General features: G+C 60.7%; 19 protein-coding genes. 17 read left to right on the top strand and 2 right to left on the bottom strand.

From position 1 onward, the window contains the following. Nucleotides 1–33: 33 nt before the first annotated feature. Nucleotides 34–837 (top strand): IclR family transcriptional regulator, encoded by an 804-nt coding sequence (locus ACODSV_RS18740; RefSeq protein WP_069076752.1) that lies wholly within the window; start codon nucleotides 34–36, stop codon nucleotides 835–837. Here the strand turns inward: ACODSV_RS18740 and ACODSV_RS18735 are convergent, their stop codons facing one another. Continuing rightward, complete coding sequence (locus ACODSV_RS18735) at nucleotides 838–1,890, bottom strand: NAD(P)-dependent alcohol dehydrogenase (RefSeq protein ID WP_024076937.1); 1,053 nt, start codon at nucleotides 1,888–1,890, stop codon at nucleotides 838–840. Nucleotides 1,891–2,072: 182 nt separating this feature from the next. Between ACODSV_RS18735 and ACODSV_RS18730 the strand changes: the two genes are divergently transcribed. Continuing rightward, nucleotides 2,073–2,966: an AraC family transcriptional regulator gene (locus ACODSV_RS18730; RefSeq protein ID WP_102625743.1), complete on the top strand. Its 894-nt coding sequence runs from the start codon at nucleotides 2,073–2,075 to the stop codon at nucleotides 2,964–2,966. Between the two features lie 108 nt (nucleotides 2,967–3,074). Here ACODSV_RS18730 and ACODSV_RS18725 read toward each other — a convergent pair whose 3' ends face one another. Next, nucleotides 3,075–4,739, bottom strand: coding sequence for an electron transfer flavoprotein-ubiquinone oxidoreductase (locus ACODSV_RS18725; RefSeq protein ID WP_024076935.1), 1,665 nt, complete (start codon nucleotides 4,737–4,739; stop codon nucleotides 3,075–3,077). A 533-nt stretch (nucleotides 4,740–5,272) separates the two neighbouring features. On the opposite strand from ACODSV_RS18725, the gene ACODSV_RS18720 reads away from it, so the two are divergent. From ACODSV_RS18720 to ACODSV_RS18650, 15 genes are all read left to right on the top strand, one after another. Further along, nucleotides 5,273–6,022 carry an electron transfer flavoprotein subunit beta/FixA family protein gene (locus ACODSV_RS18720; RefSeq protein ID WP_024076934.1) on the top strand — a complete coding sequence of 250 codons (750 nt, stop codon included), beginning with the start codon at nucleotides 5,273–5,275 and terminating at the stop codon, nucleotides 6,020–6,022. Between the two features lie 2 nt (nucleotides 6,023–6,024). Continuing rightward, nucleotides 6,025–6,954: an electron transfer flavoprotein subunit alpha/FixB family protein gene (locus tag ACODSV_RS18715; protein ID WP_024076933.1), complete on the top strand. Its 930-nt coding sequence runs from the start codon at nucleotides 6,025–6,027 to the stop codon at nucleotides 6,952–6,954. Between the two features lie 191 nt (nucleotides 6,955–7,145). Next, on the top strand, nucleotides 7,146–7,961 hold the full coding sequence (locus ACODSV_RS18710; protein WP_150056339.1) for a substrate-binding periplasmic protein: 816 nt from the start codon (nucleotides 7,146–7,148) through the stop codon (nucleotides 7,959–7,961). A 9-nt stretch (nucleotides 7,962–7,970) separates the two neighbouring features. After that, entirely contained in the window at nucleotides 7,971–8,333 is a 363-nt protein-coding gene (locus ACODSV_RS18705) for a DUF4398 domain-containing protein (RefSeq protein WP_150056338.1), read from the top strand. Next, nucleotides 8,330–9,145, top strand: coding sequence for an OmpA family protein (locus ACODSV_RS18700; RefSeq protein ID WP_150056337.1), 816 nt, complete (start codon nucleotides 8,330–8,332; stop codon nucleotides 9,143–9,145). Before ACODSV_RS18705 ends, ACODSV_RS18700 begins: the two co-directional genes overlap by 4 nt. A gap of 252 nt (nucleotides 9,146–9,397) precedes the next feature. Further along, nucleotides 9,398–10,837: an aminotransferase-like domain-containing protein gene (locus tag ACODSV_RS18695; protein WP_024076929.1), complete on the top strand. Its 1,440-nt coding sequence runs from the start codon at nucleotides 9,398–9,400 to the stop codon at nucleotides 10,835–10,837. Between the two features lie 103 nt (nucleotides 10,838–10,940). Next, the gene (locus ACODSV_RS18690) at nucleotides 10,941–11,432 is read left to right on the top strand and encodes a translation initiation factor 2 (RefSeq protein ID WP_150056490.1); all 492 of its coding nucleotides are present in this window, start codon (nucleotides 10,941–10,943) and stop codon (nucleotides 11,430–11,432) included. A gap of 161 nt (nucleotides 11,433–11,593) precedes the next feature. Then, entirely contained in the window at nucleotides 11,594–11,848 is a 255-nt protein-coding gene (locus ACODSV_RS18685) for a YkgJ family cysteine cluster protein (RefSeq protein WP_024076927.1), read from the top strand. A gap of 40 nt (nucleotides 11,849–11,888) precedes the next feature. After that, the gene (locus ACODSV_RS18680; RefSeq protein ID WP_024076926.1) at nucleotides 11,889–12,494 is read left to right on the top strand and encodes an START domain-containing protein; all 606 of its coding nucleotides are present in this window, start codon (nucleotides 11,889–11,891) and stop codon (nucleotides 12,492–12,494) included. A gap of 103 nt (nucleotides 12,495–12,597) precedes the next feature. Beyond that, nucleotides 12,598–12,834 carry a hypothetical protein gene (locus ACODSV_RS18675; RefSeq protein ID WP_041161285.1) on the top strand — a complete coding sequence of 79 codons (237 nt, stop codon included), beginning with the start codon at nucleotides 12,598–12,600 and terminating at the stop codon, nucleotides 12,832–12,834. Between the two features lie 230 nt (nucleotides 12,835–13,064). Further along, nucleotides 13,065–13,406, top strand: coding sequence for a ribonuclease E inhibitor RraB (locus tag ACODSV_RS18670; RefSeq protein ID WP_015885395.1), 342 nt, complete (start codon nucleotides 13,065–13,067; stop codon nucleotides 13,404–13,406). A 24-nt stretch (nucleotides 13,407–13,430) separates the two neighbouring features. After that, entirely contained in the window at nucleotides 13,431–13,766 is a 336-nt protein-coding gene (locus tag ACODSV_RS18665) for a hypothetical protein (protein ID WP_150056489.1), read from the top strand. A gap of 70 nt (nucleotides 13,767–13,836) precedes the next feature. Beyond that, complete coding sequence (locus ACODSV_RS18660) at nucleotides 13,837–15,246, top strand: circularly permuted type 2 ATP-grasp protein (RefSeq protein ID WP_024076924.1); 1,410 nt, start codon at nucleotides 13,837–13,839, stop codon at nucleotides 15,244–15,246. A 4-nt stretch (nucleotides 15,247–15,250) separates the two neighbouring features. After that, complete coding sequence (locus tag ACODSV_RS18655) at nucleotides 15,251–16,201, top strand: alpha-E domain-containing protein (protein ID WP_010563770.1); 951 nt, start codon at nucleotides 15,251–15,253, stop codon at nucleotides 16,199–16,201. Further along, nucleotides 16,198–17,001: a transglutaminase family protein gene (locus ACODSV_RS18650; protein WP_024076923.1), complete on the top strand. Its 804-nt coding sequence runs from the start codon at nucleotides 16,198–16,200 to the stop codon at nucleotides 16,999–17,001. Before ACODSV_RS18655 ends, ACODSV_RS18650 begins: the two co-directional genes overlap by 4 nt. The last annotated feature ends 110 nt before the right edge of the window (nucleotides 17,002–17,111 follow it).

The raw sequence follows: 17,111 nt of genomic DNA, 5'->3' as shown, positions 1-17,111 counted from the left end.
GGCGCCGTTTTCGTACTTCCCAATAGGCCCGATATGCAGGAAACCGCCCACACCCCCGTCAAAGACGCCGCCCCCACCGGCACCCAGACCCTGCTGCGTGGCCTGGGCGTCGTGCAAGCGGTGGCCGCGGGTGCACGGGATCTCAAGGAGATCGCCAAGCGCATCGGCACCACCCGCAGCACCACGCACCGCCTGGCCAGTTGCCTGGTGGACGAGCGTTACCTGCGCGTGGTGCCGCAAGTGGGTTACCTGCTGGGGCCGAAGCTGATCGAGCTGGGGTTCCAGGCGCGCGAAGAGTTGCCGTTGGTCAGCCTGGCCGTGCCTTACCTGGACGAACTGTCGGCCCTCACCGGTGACACCATTCACTTGGCCATCCGTGAAGACGACGACGTGCTCTACCTGCACAAGAACCCTGGCCGCTACGGCCCGGAAATGCGCTCGCGGGTGGGTCATCGCATGCCGTTGGCGCGGACCGGGGTCGGCAAGGCGATGTTGCTGGATGACACCGCCGAGGAGTGGCAGCGCCTGTACCAGGCCAGTTTTCCCCAGGGCGGCAAGAGCCAGCAGTGGCCGCAGCACCCGGAGCAATCCTGGGCGCAGTTCGAGCAGCGCATGCGTGAATACGTGGCGGGAGGGTATGCGTTCGATCTGGAAGACAACGAACCGTCGATCCGTTGCGTGGCGGCACCGGTGCGCGATGCCAGCCGGCGTATCGTCGCCGGCATCAGCATCGCCAGTACCGTGCCCTACATGCCACTGGAGAAAATGGCCGAGCTGATCCCTGTGATCAAACAGGTCGCAGCCCGGCTGTCTGCGGAGTTGGGCGCGAAAGCCTGATCAGGCTTTCAGGGTCGCCATGTCGATGACAAAGCGGTACTTCACGTCACCGGCGATCATGCGGGTGTAGGCCTCGTTGATCTGGCGGATATCGAGCATTTCGATGTCGCAGGTAATGCCATGCTCGGCGCAGAAATCCAGGACTTCCTGGGTTTCGGCAATGCCACCGATCAGCGAGCCGGCCAGGACTTTACGACCCAGCACCAGCTTGGCGGCGTTGACGGGCGGATCTACCGGCTCGATCAAGCCGACCAGGATGTGCACGCCGTCAAAGCGCAGTACATCCAGGTAGGGGTTGAGGTCGTGTTGCACCGGAATGGTGTCCAGCAGGAAGTCGAAGTGCCCGGCGGCGGCTTTCATCTGTGCGGCGTCGGTGGACACGATCACATGGTCGGCGCCCTGGCGACGGCCTTCTTCGGCCTTGCTCGCGGAGCGGGTGAACAGGGTCACCTCCGCGCCCATGGCCTTGGCGAACTTGATGCCCATGTGGCCCAACCCCCCCATGCCGAGGATGCCGACTTTATCGCCGGCCTTCACGCCGTAGTGTTTGAGCGGTGAATAGGTGGTGATACCGGCACAGAGAATCGGCGCGGCGCTGGCCAGGTCGAGCTTGGCCGGGATCTTCACCACGAAATGCTCGCTGACCACGATGCTGTCGGAGTAGCCACCCATGGTGTTGCTGCCATCGACCCGATCCGGGGTGGCATAGGTCATGGTTGGGCCTTCGAGGCAGTATTGCTCCAGGTCCGCCTGGCACGCGTCGCAGTGGCGGCACGAATCGACCATGCAACCGACGCCGACCAGGTCGCCGACTTTATGCGCGGTGACGCTGGTGCCGACGGCGGTGACTTTGCCGACGATCTCATGGCCCGGCATCAGTGGGTAGACGGCGATGCCCCATTCGTTGCGAGCCTGGTGGATGTCGGAATGGCATACGCCACAGTAGAGAATCTCGATTGCCACGTCATCGGCGCGCGGGCTGCGGCGTTCAAATGACATGGGGGCGAGGGGAGTGGTGGCCGATTGGGCGGCATAACCGATGGCGGTATACATGGAGAAAACCTCGCAGAAGCAGTGACAGATGAGGCGGGCCATTCTCCGCGCCACCCCCAGGTGCGGCCATGGCGATTGCTCCGAGTCTCATGCCTATTCCTCCGGGAGTGCCCCAGGTTTGGATCTATGTGTCGCCAGACCTGCGATGATGTTCCCATCCCTTTTTCGCGAAGTTTTTTGCCATGTTGTTGACCCGCCATCTCGACGCCAATGCCACGCTGGTTTCCTTGATTGAGGGGCTGACGTCCTGCGACGGTTTTTCCCCGACCCACCTGCCTGGTGTGCAAGTGCTGCGCGCCAGTTGCGATGTGGCACGTGGCCCGCAGATCTATGAGCCGAGCCTGATGTTCGTGGCCCAAGGCAGCAAGGTCGCCTACCTGGGCCCGCGCACCCTGGAGTACGGCGCCGGGCATTACCTGATCCAGGCGATGCCGGTGCCGTTCGAGTGCGAGACCTTCGCCCTGGCGCCCGGTGCGCCGTTGCTGGGTGTGACGGTGGGGATTGACCGGGTGGTGCTGGGGGAGTTGGTGATGGCCATGGGCATGCAGGCCGGTCCGCCGCCGACGGCGCAGACCTTGGAGTCGATGAGTTCGGTGGTGCTCGACGATGCGATGCGCGGCTGCGTCGAACGGCTGTTGCTGTGCCTGCATGATCCGCTGGAGAGCCGGATCATGGGGCCGGCGCGGGTGCGGGAATTATTGTTCACCGCACTGCGCGGGCCACAGGCCGATGTGCTGCGCGCATTGGTGGAACAGCAGGGGCAATTTTCGCGAATCGCCACCTCGTTGAATCACCTGCATGCCCATTTCGCCGAGCCACTGAATATCGAGACGCTGGCGGGGTATGCGCACATGAGCGCGTCGACGTTTCATGAGCATTTCAAACGTTGCACGCTGTTGTCGCCGGTGCAGTACCTCAAGCGCTTGCGCTTGCTCAAGGCCCAGCAATTATTGCTGGTGGAAGGCATGGGGGTGGCGCAGGCGGCGCATAGCGTGGGGTATCAAAGTACGTCGCAGTTCAGCCGCGAGTACAAACGTTACTTCGAGCGCAACCCCGGCGAAGAGCGGGCTGCATAGTCATGTCAGGCAACAGCACAATCCAACTGTGGGAAGGGGGCAACCCCTCCTACAGTTGATCGAGTTTGATTCCATAAAAAAGGCTCCCGTTTGGGAGCCTCGTTTGGCTTACATATTCGGGTAAGTCGGCCCGCCCGAGCCTTCCGGCGTGACCCAGGTGATGTTCTGCGAAGGATCCTTGATGTCACAGGTCTTGCAGTGCACGCAGTTCTGGGCGTTGATCTGGAAGCGCTTCTCGCCATCTTCCTTGGTCACGACTTCATACACGCCAGCCGGGCAGTAGCGTTGCGCCGGTTCATCGTAGAGCGGCAGGTTGGTGCCGAGCGGGATGCTGGGGTCTTTGAGCTTCAAGTGGCACGGCTGTTCTTCTTCGTGGTTGGTACCGGAGATGAACACCGAGCTCAGCTTGTCGAAGCTCAGCTTGCCGTCGGGCTTGGGGTAGTCGATCTTCTGGCAGTCCTTGGCCAGCTTGAGGCACGCATAGTCGGGCTTGGTGTCGTGCAGGGTGAACGGCATCTTGCCACCCAGGATGTTCTGGTCGAACCAGTTGAAGCCGGCGCCGATGATCGGGCCGAACTTGTGCATCGCCGGGCCGAAGTTGCGGCTGGCGAACAGTTCTTCGTAGAGCCAGCTGGCCTTGAAGCTGTCGACGTAGTTGGTCAGTTCGTCGCCGCCTTCGGATTCGGCAAACAGGCGTTCGGCCACGGCGTCGGCAGCGAGCATGCCGGACTTCATCGCGGTGTGGCTGCCCTTGATCTTGGCCACGTTCATGGTACCCAGGTCGCAACCGATGAGAGCGCCGCCCTTGAACACCATTTTTGGCAACGAGTTGATGCCGCCTTTGGCCAGGGCGCGGGCGCCGTAGCTGATGCGCTTGCCGCCTTCGAGGTACTGGGCCAGCACCGGGTGGTGCTTGAGGCGCTGGAACTCATCGAACGGCGACAGGAAGGTGTTGCTATAGGACAGATCGACGATCAGGCCCACAACGACCTGGTTGTTTTCCAGGTGATAGAGGAACGAGCCACCGGTGTTCTCGTTGCTCATGATGTCCAGCGGCCAACCGGCGGTGTGCACCACCAGGCCAGGCTGATGTTTGGCCGGGTCGATTTCCCAGATTTCCTTGAGGCCGATGCCGTAGTGCTGGGCGTCGGCGTCGCTGTCCAGCTTGAAGCGCTGGATCAGTTGCTTGCCGATATGGCCGCGGCAGCCTTCGGCGAACAGCGTGTATTTGCCGCGCAGTTCCATGCCTGGGGTGTAGACGCCTTCTTTGGGATGGCCTTCGCGGTCGACGCCGAGGTCGCCGGTGATGATGCCGCGCACCACGCCGTTTTCGTCGAACAGCGCTTCCTGGGCGGCGAAGCCTGGGTAGACTTCCACGCCAAGGTTCTCGGCCTGCTGGGCCAGCCAACGGCACAGGTTGCCCAGGGAGATAATATAGTTGCCTTCGTTGTGCATGGTCTTGGGCACAAAGAAGTCAGGCACCTTGGTCGAGGTGTCGGCGCTGCGCAGTACATAGATGTCATCGCGCACCACCGGGGTGTTGAGCGGGGCGCCGAGTGCTTTCCAGTCCGGGAACAGTTCGTTCAGGGCGCGGGGTTCGAACACGGCGCCGGAGAGGATATGAGCGCCGACTTCGGAGCCTTTTTCGACCACGCAGACGCTGATTTCCTTACCGGCTTCGGCGGCCTTCTGCTTCAGTCGGCAGGCGGCGGACAGGCCCGCCGGGCCAGCGCCGACGATGACCACGTCGAATTCCATGTATTCGCGTTCCACAGGCTATCTCCTACTCAAGGCTCAACAGGCTTTTTTTCTAATGGGTGGAGGTTAGGTGTCATAACCGTCATCGCTGCTTTAAACAGCAGGGTATGACCCACCTTTCTCTCTAGGTGGCGCATTATATCTACACCACTCCCAGCGTCCAATACAAACGTTTGTTTGAATTGCTTGGAGGCTAGGTAAATCAAAGCAACGCGGCTTATGACTGACCATTTTGCCGTATTGACCAGAATAGGTGTTCCGGTCAATATACGGTCGGTTTTGCGCTTAGCGTAGGCAGACTGTAGGTTTCAAGAGCACGTCCAAAAGCAGGGCGAAGGCAAAACGGGTGACGCGCGTGCAAAAGATGGCGCGCAGTTTACACGCCGCGAGAAAGAATGACCTCCCAGTCACCACTGACGAACGGTCATCACTGGCCTGTCGCGGTGTCATTCGCCGACGTTTTTGGAGGTGCCCTTGTGTGCCGATGAGCATCAACCGCCAGGTTCGCCTAGGCGACTTTCTTTTCACCGGAGAGTAACGAGGAATCCATGAAGGTTCTTGTAGCTGTCAAACGCGTTGTCGATTACAACGTGAAAGTTCGCGTCAAGGCGGACAATTCCGGCGTCGACCTCGCTAACGTCAAGATGTCGATGAACCCTTTCTGCGAAATCGCTGTGGAAGAAGCTGTACGCCTGAAAGAGAAAGGCGTTGCGACTGAAATCGTCGTGGTTTCCATCGGCCCGACCACTGCTCAAGAGCAGCTGCGTACCGCCCTGGCACTGGGTGCCGACCGCGCCATCCTGGTTGAGTCCGCTGAAGAGCTGACCTCCCTGGCCGTGGCCAAGTTGCTCAAGGCCGTTGTCGATAAGGAACAGCCTCAACTGGTGATCCTTGGCAAACAGGCCATCGACAGCGACAACAACCAGACTGGCCAGATGCTGGCTGCGCTGACCGGTTACGGCCAGGGCACCTTCGCCTCCAAAGTCGAAGTGAGCGGCGACAGCGTGGCTGTCACCCGCGAAATCGACGGCGGCGCGCAAACAGTTTCGTTGAAACTGCCGGCCATCGTCACCACCGACCTGCGTTTGAACGAGCCGCGCTACGCGTCCCTGCCGAACATCATGAAAGCCAAGAAGAAGCCTCTCGAAGTGCTGACTCCGGACGCTTTGGGCGTTTCCACTGCCTCCACCAACAAGACCGTCAAGGTCGAAGCGCCGGCTGCACGCAGCGCGGGTATCAAGGTCAAGTCGGTGGCTGAACTGGTCGAGAAACTGAAAAACGAAGCGAAGGTAATCTAACAATGACTATCTTGGTAATCGCTGAACACGACAACAAGGTGCTGGCTCCGGCCACCCTGAACACCGTGGCTGCTGCCGCAAAAATCGGTGGCGACATTCACGTGCTGGTTGCAGGCCTTGGCGCTGGCGCCGTGGCTGAAGCCGCTGCGAAAATCGCTGGCGTGAGCAAAGTCTTGCTGGCTGACAACGCCGCCTACGCGCACCAGTTGCCTGAAAACGTTGCCCCTCTGGTCGCAGAGCTGGGTGCCGGCTACAGCCACATCCTGGCCGCCGCCACCTCCAACGGCAAAAACATCCTGCCGCGCGTTGCTGCGCAGTTGGACGTTGACCAGATCTCCGAGATCATCTCGGTTGAAAGCGCCGACACCTTCAAGCGCCCGATCTACGCCGGTAACGCCATCGCAACCGTACAGTCCAACGCTTCGGTCAAGGTCATCACCGTGCGCGCCACCGGCTTCGACCCAGTGGCTGCCGAAGGTGGTTCGGCTGCCGTTGAAGCCGTCGCCGCTGCCCACGACGCTGGCACTTCCAGCTTTGTTGGCGAAGAGCTGGCCAAGTCGGATCGCCCTGAGCTGACCGCTGCCAAGATCGTCGTATCGGGCGGGCGTGGCATGCAGAACGGTGACAACTTCAAGCACCTGTACGCCCTGGCCGACAAGCTGGGCGCGGCGGTCGGCGCTTCCCGCGCAGCCGTCGACGCAGGTTTCGTACCCAACGACATGCAGGTCGGCCAGACCGGCAAGATCGTTGCGCCACAGCTGTACATCGCCGTCGGTATCTCCGGCGCGATCCAGCACTTGGCCGGTATGAAAGACTCCAAAGTGATCGTTGCGATCAACAAGGACGAAGAAGCACCGATCTTCCAAGTGGCCGATTACGGCCTGGTGGCGGACTTGTTCGAAGCCGTACCTGAGTTGGAGAAGCTGGTCTAATCCAGCCGCTTCACTTATAAAGAGCCCGGTCTTTGGACCGGGCTTTTTTTTTGAATACCCCAAAACACTGTAGGAGCGAGCTTGCTCGCGAAAAACTCACAAGCACCGCGTTCATCCAGGATATGGGCGCCATCGTTAACGTTTTTCGCAAGCACGCTCGCTCCCACAATAATCTTACGGAGAACCTCGCCATGGAACTGCGCCCCTGGGCCGTACTGCTGGGCTTCATGCTGCTGCCAGGCCTGGCGCTTGCCGCCGGTAAATGCGAGCGCCTGGTGATCACCGGCAGCCCGGATGCGCCGCCTTTGCTCTGGCGCGACCCCCAGGACCCCACGCACCTGATCGGCGCCACCGCCGATGTGCTGCAACAGGTGGCCAAGGATCTCGGGCTGAAAATCGACCTGCTCTACGGCGGCAAGCGCTCCATGGCCCTGGATGAAGTGCGCAGCGGGCGCATGGACCTCCTTGCCGACGCACCGTTGAACCTGGGTGAGCTGGAGAACCTCGATTACATCCACCCGGCGCTGGTGCAGACCGATTACCTGGTCTGGACCCGCAAAGACTCAACGCTGGCCTATACCACCGCGGCCGACCTGCACGGTCACCGGGGTGCAGTGTCGGAACGGGCACGATTGAGCCGCGACTTTGAAACCTTCGCCAGCCAGCAACTGAGCCTGCAACGCATGCCCACGTTGACCCCGGCGTTCCAGAAACTGCTGTTAGGGGAGGTGGACTATGTATTGGCCGGACGCTACTCGGGCACGGCCATGGCCCAGACCTTGGGCATGAGCAATGACCTGGTCGCTCGCGACGTTCCCGTCGACCAGCCCGGTCTGTACCTGGCGATTTCCCACAACTCGGCCTGCAATGATCCGTGGCTGCGCGGACAGCTGGCTAAAAAGATGACAGAATTGTCCGGGTCTGGTGTGACGCAAGCTGCGCTACAGCGCAACCTCGAGCGCTGGAAAGCGCAATTGCAACAACCCGTCGGCACCCCAACACAGTAGGGATTTCCAGTGATTTTTCGACCTCTTTTAGCGGCCCTCGCCGTCGTTGCTCTGGCGGGATGTGCAGCCGATCCTGCGCCGAATGAACAAATACGCCTCACCCAGCAAGCGTTGGAACAAGCCAACGCCGTGGGGGCCAACACCGATGAATCGCCCGAACTGAAACTGGCCGAAGACAAATTCGCCCAGGCCAGGGCCGATATGGCCGACCAATCCTACAAGGACGCGCGCATGCAGGCCGAACAGGCCGAGTTGGATGCGCGCCTCGCCGAAGCACACGTGCTGACCCGCAAGAGCCAGGAACAACTCAACGTGCTCAATACCCGCATCACCCGCCTGCGCAAGCAATTGCAGTTGGGAGAAGCCCAATGAGGCCGATGATCCGTGGTTTGAGCTGTGTATTGCTGCTGGGCAGCGCGGCGCTGGGCGGCTGTGCCAGCCACCCGAATGGCGAACTGGCCCTGCAACAGGCGGGCAGCGATTTCCAGAAGGTCAAGGAAGACGCGAATGTGCTGCGCTTTGCGCCCAAAGACGTGATCCGCGCCGGTGAATCCCTCGCCCGTGCCGATCGCCTGTCCAGCTATTGGGGCAGCGGTGCCGACGTGGTGCATTACGCCTATCTTAGCCAGCGCTACAGCGCGATCGCCCGCGAACACACCGAGCAGGCACTCAACCAGGAGCGCGGCGCCAAGCTTGAACTGGAGCGCCAGCGCTTGCAGCTGGCCCTGCGTGAAAGCAAGTTGATCAGCGTGCAGCAACAGGGCAAATGGCTCGAAGAACAGATCGCCAGCCTGGCCACTACCCAGACCGATCGGGGCCTGGTAATGACCCTGGGGGATGTGTTGTTCGACACCGGTGAAGCAGAGCTGAAAAACTCGGCCAACCGCACGGTGTTGAAGATCGTGCAGTTCCTGCAACTGAACCCCAAGCGCGTGGTGCGCATCGAGGGTTACACCGACAGCACGGGCGGCGAGCAGGAAAACCTCAAACTGTCCCGCGACCGGGCGCAATCGGTGGCGGACGTGCTGGTCGACCTGGGCATCGACGAAAAACGCATCCAGGTCGAAGGCTACGGCGATCAGTACCCGGTGGAAGCCAACGCTTCCGAGCGAGGCCGCGCGCAGAACCGTCGGGTGGAAATCGTGTTCTCCGACGCCAAAGGCCAGTTGGGCGCCGCTCGCTGAAGCGTTGCGCCGTTCAAAAATGTGGGAGGGGGCTTGCCCCCGATGACGGCGTGTCAGTCAGCGAAAATGTTGACTGAACCACCGCCATCGGGGGCAAGCCCCCTCCCACATTTGTTTGGTGTACACCTTCACAGTTTTTGCTGTCACTGCGCTCCGTGCTCGACTATTGTGGCAACTGTCCCCGTACACTTCTAAACTGTGCCGGTATGTTTCACACAAAAATAAAATACCCGTGAAATCGAGTGCTGCGTCATGACCAATCTGTTGCTTTACCAACGTATCGCCCAGCAACTGGCTGAGGATATCCGGCGCGGTGTCTATCAGCCGGGCGAGCGCGTGCCTTCGGTGCGCAAGATGAGCTCCCAGTTGAATGTCAGCCACGCCACGGTGTTGCAGGCCTACGCCAACCTGGAAGACCAGGGGTTGATCCGCGCGCGCCCGCAGTCCGGGTATTACGTGCACCAGACGCCCGCGCTCACGGCGCCGACGCCGGATATCGCGCGGGTCGAGCGCCCGGGGCTGGTCACCCGCAGCAGCATCATCCAGCAGGTGTTGGTGGAGTCACGTCGCGAAGGCGTCTTCCCGCTGGGCGCCGCCGTGCCGAGTGTCGATTACCTGCCAGTGCGCGCGCTGCACCAGCAGTTGGCCAAGGTCACGCGCTTCCAGAGCCCACGCGCGTTCAGCTATATGTTCAGCCCTGGTTTCGAACCGTTGCGTCGCCAGGTGGCGATCCGCATGCGCGATGCCGGCGTGGTGGTCGACCCGTCCGAAGTGGTGATCACCCACGGTTGCGTCGACGCGTTGCAGATGTCGTTGCGCGTGTTGACCCGTCCAGGCGACCTGATCGCCGCCGAATCGCCGACCTATTACGGCTTGTTGCAACTGGCCGACCTGCTCGGCCTCAAGGTTATCGAGATCCCCAGCGACCCGGCCACAGGCATGAGCCTGGAAGCCCTGCAACTGGCAGCCAACCAATGGTCGATCAAGGCCCTGGTGCTGACCACGCGCCTGAGCAACCCCCTGGGCGGCACCATGCCTGAGGAGCGACAGAAACAGTTGCTGCGCCTGGCCTCGGATTTCGATATCCAGATCGTCGAGGACGATATCTACGGCGAGCTGATGTTCGAACTGGGGCGCACCAAGGCCCTGAAAGCCTATGACCGTCTGGATCGGGTGATCTACTGCTCGAGTTTTTCCAAGACCTTGTCCCCCGGTGTGCGCATCGGTTGGATGATCGCCGGCAAATACCAGCAGGAAATCCAGCGCCTGCAGATGTTCAGCACCCATTCGGCATGCAGTGTCACCCAGATGGGCGTCGCCGCGTACCTGGAGAACGGTGGCTACGACCGGCACCTTCGCTACATCCGTCAGGAATACCGCAAGAACCTCAGCGCTTTCCAGCTGGCGGTCCAGCAGTATTTCCCCGAAGGCACGCAGATGACCCGGCCTAACGGCGGTTTTATCCTGTGGGTCAGTTTGCCCGGGCGGGTCAATACCCAGGAACTGCATGTACGTGCCCTGCAACAGGGCATCAGCATCGCACCGGGGCTGATCTTCAGTAACACCGAACAGTTCAACCACTGTATTCGCTTGAATTGCGGCACGCCGTGGAACCGTGAGGCAGAGCGCGCACTGATGACCCTGGGGATGTTGGCCAGCCAGTTGTGCCAGGAAACCGCAGCCGGTTTTTAGGCGCCCAAATGGGGCGGTACCGATCGCCGGCTGATCACCGCGCTTGTCATGCCGCGCACAACAAGCGAGCATATGGCCCTCTGCCGTTAATGCTGTTGGCGATATGACCTCTATTTTTCGTGCCGTTTTGGTGATTAGCCTCTTAAGCCTTGGCAACGTCGGCACTGTACTGGCGGCGCCCCCTGTGCCGGGAGCCGCACCCGCAGTCAGCGCCGAGCAGAAGACCCCTGCGAAAAAGCCGGCACCTGCGAAAAAAACCGCGCAGACCAAGAAGAAAGCGGCCACGACGAAAAAACGTGCGCCGGTCTCGAGCAAGTCCAAGTCGGCTCGCGAAGTGGCTCAGACCCAATTGCCACCGGCACAGTTGGACTTGTCCTTACCCTCGGACATGGTCAGGCACTTGCAGCCCATTGGCACCATGGCCCAGCCGAGGAACGTGCCTCTGCTGCCGCCGATGTTTGGCGAAAAGCCATCCGATAACAGTGCGTTCCAGATCAACGGCCGCTTGCTCAGCAATGAGATGAGGCTGCAACTGCGCAACGAAGAGCGCCGCGAAGTCGAAGGCGCCGCGCTGGATTTCGAGTTCAAGCAGTAGACTTTCCGTCAAAGGTGACTTCGTCACTCGACCATCTGTCGCAGACTGGTCAGTCACTTTTGTTTTCTGCGAAAAACCCCTGTTAGACCATTTTAAAACGGCTGTTTAAGGGCGTAATCTAGCCCGGCCATCCCTATTGAGTCGTCGAGGACCTGCTGGTCATGAAATGCCGTGAAGGCTGTGGCGCCTGTTGCATCGCCCCCTCCATCAGTTCACCGCTGCCAGGAATGCCCCACGGCAAACCCGCGGGCGAACGCTGCCTGCACCTGTCGGTCGAACAGCTATGCCTGCTGTTCGGCCGACCGGAGCGGCCGGCGGTGTGCAGTGATTTCAAGGCGGATATCGAGGTCTGCGGCACCGACCAGGCCGATGCGATCCGGTTGATCGGCTGGTGGGAGCAGATGACGGCGGCTTGATGGGCTTTACTATCGGAACTTCAACAATAAGGAATACACAATGGGTTCGCTGAAACGAATGGCTGTGTTGTGCGGTTTTACGGTGTTGTTTGCTGCTACTGCTCAAGCTGAGGATTGGCAGGTCGCCAAGGACGAAGACGGCATCAAGGTGTCGCTGAGCGAAATTGCCGGCTCCAAGTACAAGGCGTATCGCGGTGTGACCGTAGTCAAGGCGCCGGTGGCCAAGATCGTGGCATTGCAGGAAGACGTGGCTGGCGCCTGCAAATGGATTCATGAGTGCAAATCGCAAAAACTGCTCAAGAAGGAAGGCGACAAGAGCTGGACCTATACCCAGTTCAAGGCACCGTTCCCAGTGACCGACCGCGATTCCATCCTGGAAATCACCACCTCCACGGCCGCCGACGGTAGCGTGACCCGCAAGCTGCTGGAAGTGCCGACCTACCAGCCGGAAGTGAAGGGCTACGTACGCGTCGCCCAGGTGGAGGGTTACTGGAAGCTGGTGCCCAAAAACGCCAATGAAACCGAAGTCACCTACCAGGTGCACACCGAGCCAGGCGGCAGCGTGCCTTCGTGGCTGGCCAACAAGTTCGTGGTCGACGCCCCGTTCAACACCTTGAAAGCCCTCAAGGAACGCGCTGAGCAGTAAGCGCAGTTGGTCCGGTGCCTCCGACCTTGAGTGGAACGTTTGCCAGGCCCTCAAGGTCCAGATAGAGGTAAGCCCACACATGGGTTTTATCGAGGAGGCACCGATGCAAAAGTGGCAGATTACTTTCGTTGATGATCACGGCGTGCAGTCCGTGGAGCAGTTCACCTGCGAACAGAAGCCCAGCCTCGAAGACGCTGCGCACATGATTCGTAACAAGCTGGTGCCAGTGGCTGCCGAATTGAACCTCAATGACCTGGAAGGTCGTAAACCCGAGCCCACGGTCAAGATCCTCAAAGACCAGAACAGTATCCAGATCCTCGACATCTCTCCTGCTGTCTGAACATTTCCTGTATGCCTTTCAAGCGCCTCTGGTGGAGGTGATAGCTTCGCGCTACTCTGCAAGCGAGATCAGCGAATGAATCGCTAAGGTCTGGTCTTGTCAGCTACATGCTTGTTTTCCAGCGGTGATGTCATTGCCCCAGGTGATGTGATTGCCGTAGCCCCGCGCCAGTAGGGCGCGGGCTTGGGGAAGCACGGAAAGTCTATCCATCGGTCTGAGGAGGACGTTTCATGAGCACAGCCTATCAAGAAGACATCAGCACCAACGTTCTGCGCCGTATGAAAGAAGGCGGGTTCGATTTTTCACGGTTCCACCCCATCGAGTTCTACGCCATTTTCCCGGATGAGGAGAGGGCGCGCAGGGCTGCGGGTGAATTTCGTGGCGAATCGCTGAATGCCCAGGTCAGCGCGCGCGACGATGGTGCCTGGTACTTGGAACTGAGCAAGATCATGTTTGCAACCTACGACGGCATAGGAGACTTCGAGCAGGACTTTGAGGCGGTGGTCGAGCCCTTGGGCGGGATCATCGAGGGATGGGGGGTCAAGCAGGAGGTGCGTGGCTTACCCATGTAAATTTCCATCATGTAGTCAGGTTTTATGAGCAGCGAAGTGTATCGGCTGACCTTTTGGGTCGGCCGATTTTGTTTGGGCGCCAATAAAACTATTCGGAACTTGCGCGTGTTTTTTGGGCACCAAAAAAAAGCCACCCGAGCAGGGTGGCCTAAAGGGAAGAGCGGTTCGCTGACGTGGCAGGACGCATCCTGTTCAGCCGATGGGGACGATTATCCGCAGGCTTGGCCGGGCAGTGAAATCAACTCTGGCTATGCTGTTGATAGTCAAAGCCCGCCTTGTGATGAAGCAATGGGCATGACGCCGGGCGTTCTGCGCACCAGGAAGGTGCGACATGGCGCTTCTATTAATTCAACGGCTTGATTTATAAGTGTTTATGCCGCTGGCACGGGCCTTGCGATGGTTCTTGCGTCCGGGTGACAAGGAGTTCGGCATGATCCGCACTTATTACGACGAAATGTACGATGGGGCAGGGCAGGTCCGCCCTCACTACCGCGAGTTCGCCCGTTGGTTGGCTGAAACCCCTGCTGAACTGCTGGCGCAGCGCCGGCGCGAAGCCGATTTGCTGTTTCACCGCGCCGGGATCACGTTCACCCTCTATGGGGACGAGCAGGGGACCGAGCGCCTGATCCCCTTCGACACCATTCCCCGCAGTATTCCCGCCAGTGAATGGCGGATTGTCGAACGTGGATGTATTCAACGGGTCAAGGCGCTGAACATGTTTCTCGCCGACCTGTATCACGATCAACGCATCATCAAGGCCGGGATCATTCCCGCCGAACAAGTGCTGGCCAACGAGCAATACCAATTGGCCATGCAGGGCCTGGACCTGCATCGCGATCTGTATTCCCACATCTCTGGGGTCGACCTCGTACGCGATGGTGACGGCACCTACTACGTGCTTGAAGACAACCTGCGTACACCGAGCGGTGTCAGCTACATGCTCGAAGACCGCAAGATGATGATGCGCCTGTTCCCTGAACTGTTCGCCGCCCAGCGCATTGCGCCAATCGATCACTACCCCAACCTGCTGCTCGACACCCTGAAAAGCTCCAGCCCCCTGGATAACCCCAGTGTGGTGGTACTGACGCCGGGGCGCTTCAACAGCGCATTCTTTGAACATGCTTTCTTAGCCCGGGAAATGGGGGTGGAACTGGTGGAGGGCGCCGACCTGTTCGTGCGCGATGACCGCGTGTTCATGCGCACCACCGACGGGCCCAAGGCGGTAGACGTGATCTATCGACGCCTCGATGATGCATTTCTCGACCCGCTGGCTTTCAACCCGGACTCCATGCTCGGCGTGCCCGGCCTGCTGGCGGCCTATCGCTCCGGCAATGTGGTGCTGGCGAATGCTATCGGCACCGGGGTAGCGGATGACAAGTCGGTGTACCCCTTCGTCACCGAGATGATCCGTTTTTACCTGGATGAAGAACCGATCCTGAAGAACGTTCCGACCTTTCAATGCCGCAAGCCCGACGAACTGTCCCACGTGCTGGCCAACCTGCCGGACCTGGTGGTCAAGGAAACCCAAGGCTCCGGCGGTTACGGCATGCTTGTCGGCCCGGCGTCCACGGCGGCGGAAATCGAAGCCTTCCGCGCGCGTATCAAGGCCAAGCCCCACGCCTATATCGCGCAACCGACCCTGTGTTTATCCACCTGCCCGACGTTTGTCGAAAACGGCATTGCGCCGCGCCATATCGACCTGCGCCCCTTCGTGCTCTCCGGCAAGGAGACCCGCGTAGTGCCCGGTGGCCTGACCCGCGTGGCCCTGCGCGAAGGGTCGCTGGTGGTCAATTCGTCCCAGGGCGGCGGCACCAAAGACACCTGGGTGGTTGAGGACTGATGCCATGTTGAGTAGAACTGCCTCGGATTTGTACTGGATGTCGCGCTACCTGGAGCGCGCGGAAAACCTCGCGCGCATGCTCGATGTCAGCTATTCGTTGTCGCTGATGCCCCAGGACGGGCGCGGCGACGGCTTGCATGAGTTGGCCATGCCGTTGTTGATCACCGGCACCTTGGACGATTACCACGAACGCCACGGCGAATTGCACGCCGAACGCCTGTTGCACTTCTTTGCCCTGGACGCCGCCAACCCGGCGAGCATCTACAGCTGCCTGGGCGCCGCGCGAGCCAGTGCCCATGCGGTGCGTGGGCGTATTACCGCCGACATGTGGGAAAACATCAACGCCACCTGGCTGGATATTCGCGATATCGCCCAGCAGGGCTTGAGCCGCTACGGCATGAGCCGGTTTTGTGAATGGGTCAAGGAGCGTTCCCATCTGTTCCGGGGCGCGACCTACGGCACCATCATGCGCAACGACGCTTTTCGCTTTATCCGGTTGGGCACCTTTATCGAACGCGCCGACAACACCCTGCGCCTGCTGGATGCGCGCTATGAAATGGCCGGCGACCAGGCCGAAGCGGTCACCGATGGCACGGCCCACGCGTACTACCAGTGGAGTGCCTTGCTGCGCGCATTGTCGTCGTTCGAGGCCTATACCGAGATCTACCGGGACGCCCCCGGCGCGCGCCAAGTGGCGGAGTTGTTGCTGCTGCGCGCCGATGTGCCGCGTTCACTGCGGGCCTGCAGCGAAGAGATCGACCAGATCCTCGCCAGCCTGCCCGGCCTCAATGGTCGCCCGGCCCAGCGGTTGGCCGCGGAGATGGACGCGCGCCTGCGCTTTACCGCCATCGATGAAATCCTCGAGGAAGGCCTGCACGCCTGGCTGACCGACTTTATCCCCTTGGTTCGCCAGTTGGGCGACGCCATCTACAGTTCTTACCTGGAGGCGGCATGAGACTCTCCATCAGTCACGAAACCACTTACCACTATGACGACCAGGTTCGCGCGAGCATCCAGTACCTGCGCCTTACGCCCCACGATAGCGAGCGCCAGCACGTACTCAGCTGGCAATTGGAATTGCCACGCCCGGTGCGTGCCCAGGTCGACCCGTTCGGCAATATCCTGCATGTGCTGACCCTGGACGAACCCCACGATGCCATCATCATTGGCGCCCGTGGCCAGGTGGATATCGACGAACTGCGCGAGGCCGAGCACGAAAGCCAATCGGCCTTTCCGTTCCTGCGCAGTACCCGCCTGACCGAACCCGACGACGCCCTGCGCCGCTTTGCCGAACAGCACTGCCACCAGCGTCGCGACCGTACGGCGCTGATCGACCTGATGCATGCGCTCAACCAGTCGATGGTCTATACGCCGGGCGCCACCGAAGTCGACACCAGCGCCGCCCAGGCCTTCGCGGGCCGGGCGGGCGTGTGCCAGGACCACACCCACGCGTTCCTGGCCTGCGCACGCAGCCTGGGGATTCCGGCGCGGTATGTGTCGGGGTATCTGTACACCGAAGACAGCACCCACCTGGCCAGCCACGCCTGGGCCGAAGCCTGGCTGGATGACGCCTGGTACAGCTTTGACGTGACCAACCAATTGGCCCGCCCCGAACGGCATTTGAAACTGGCCGTGGGCCTGGACTACCTCGACGCCTGCCCAGTGCGCGGCATGCGCCGTGGCGGTGGGCATGAGCAGATGCATGCCAAGGTGAGCGTGGCGCCGACGCCGGTGATCTCAGTCCAGCAGCAATAATCCGCTGCCACCGATCTACCTCCTCTGGCGAGCGGGCTTGTTGTGGCGAGCAGGCTTGTTGTGGCGAGCGGGCTTGCCCCGCGTTGGGCTGCGCAGCAGCCCTAAAACCA

The organism is Pseudomonas sp. FG86, assembly GCF_057808775.1.
This window is presented reverse-complemented; position numbering and strand designations above follow the sequence as displayed.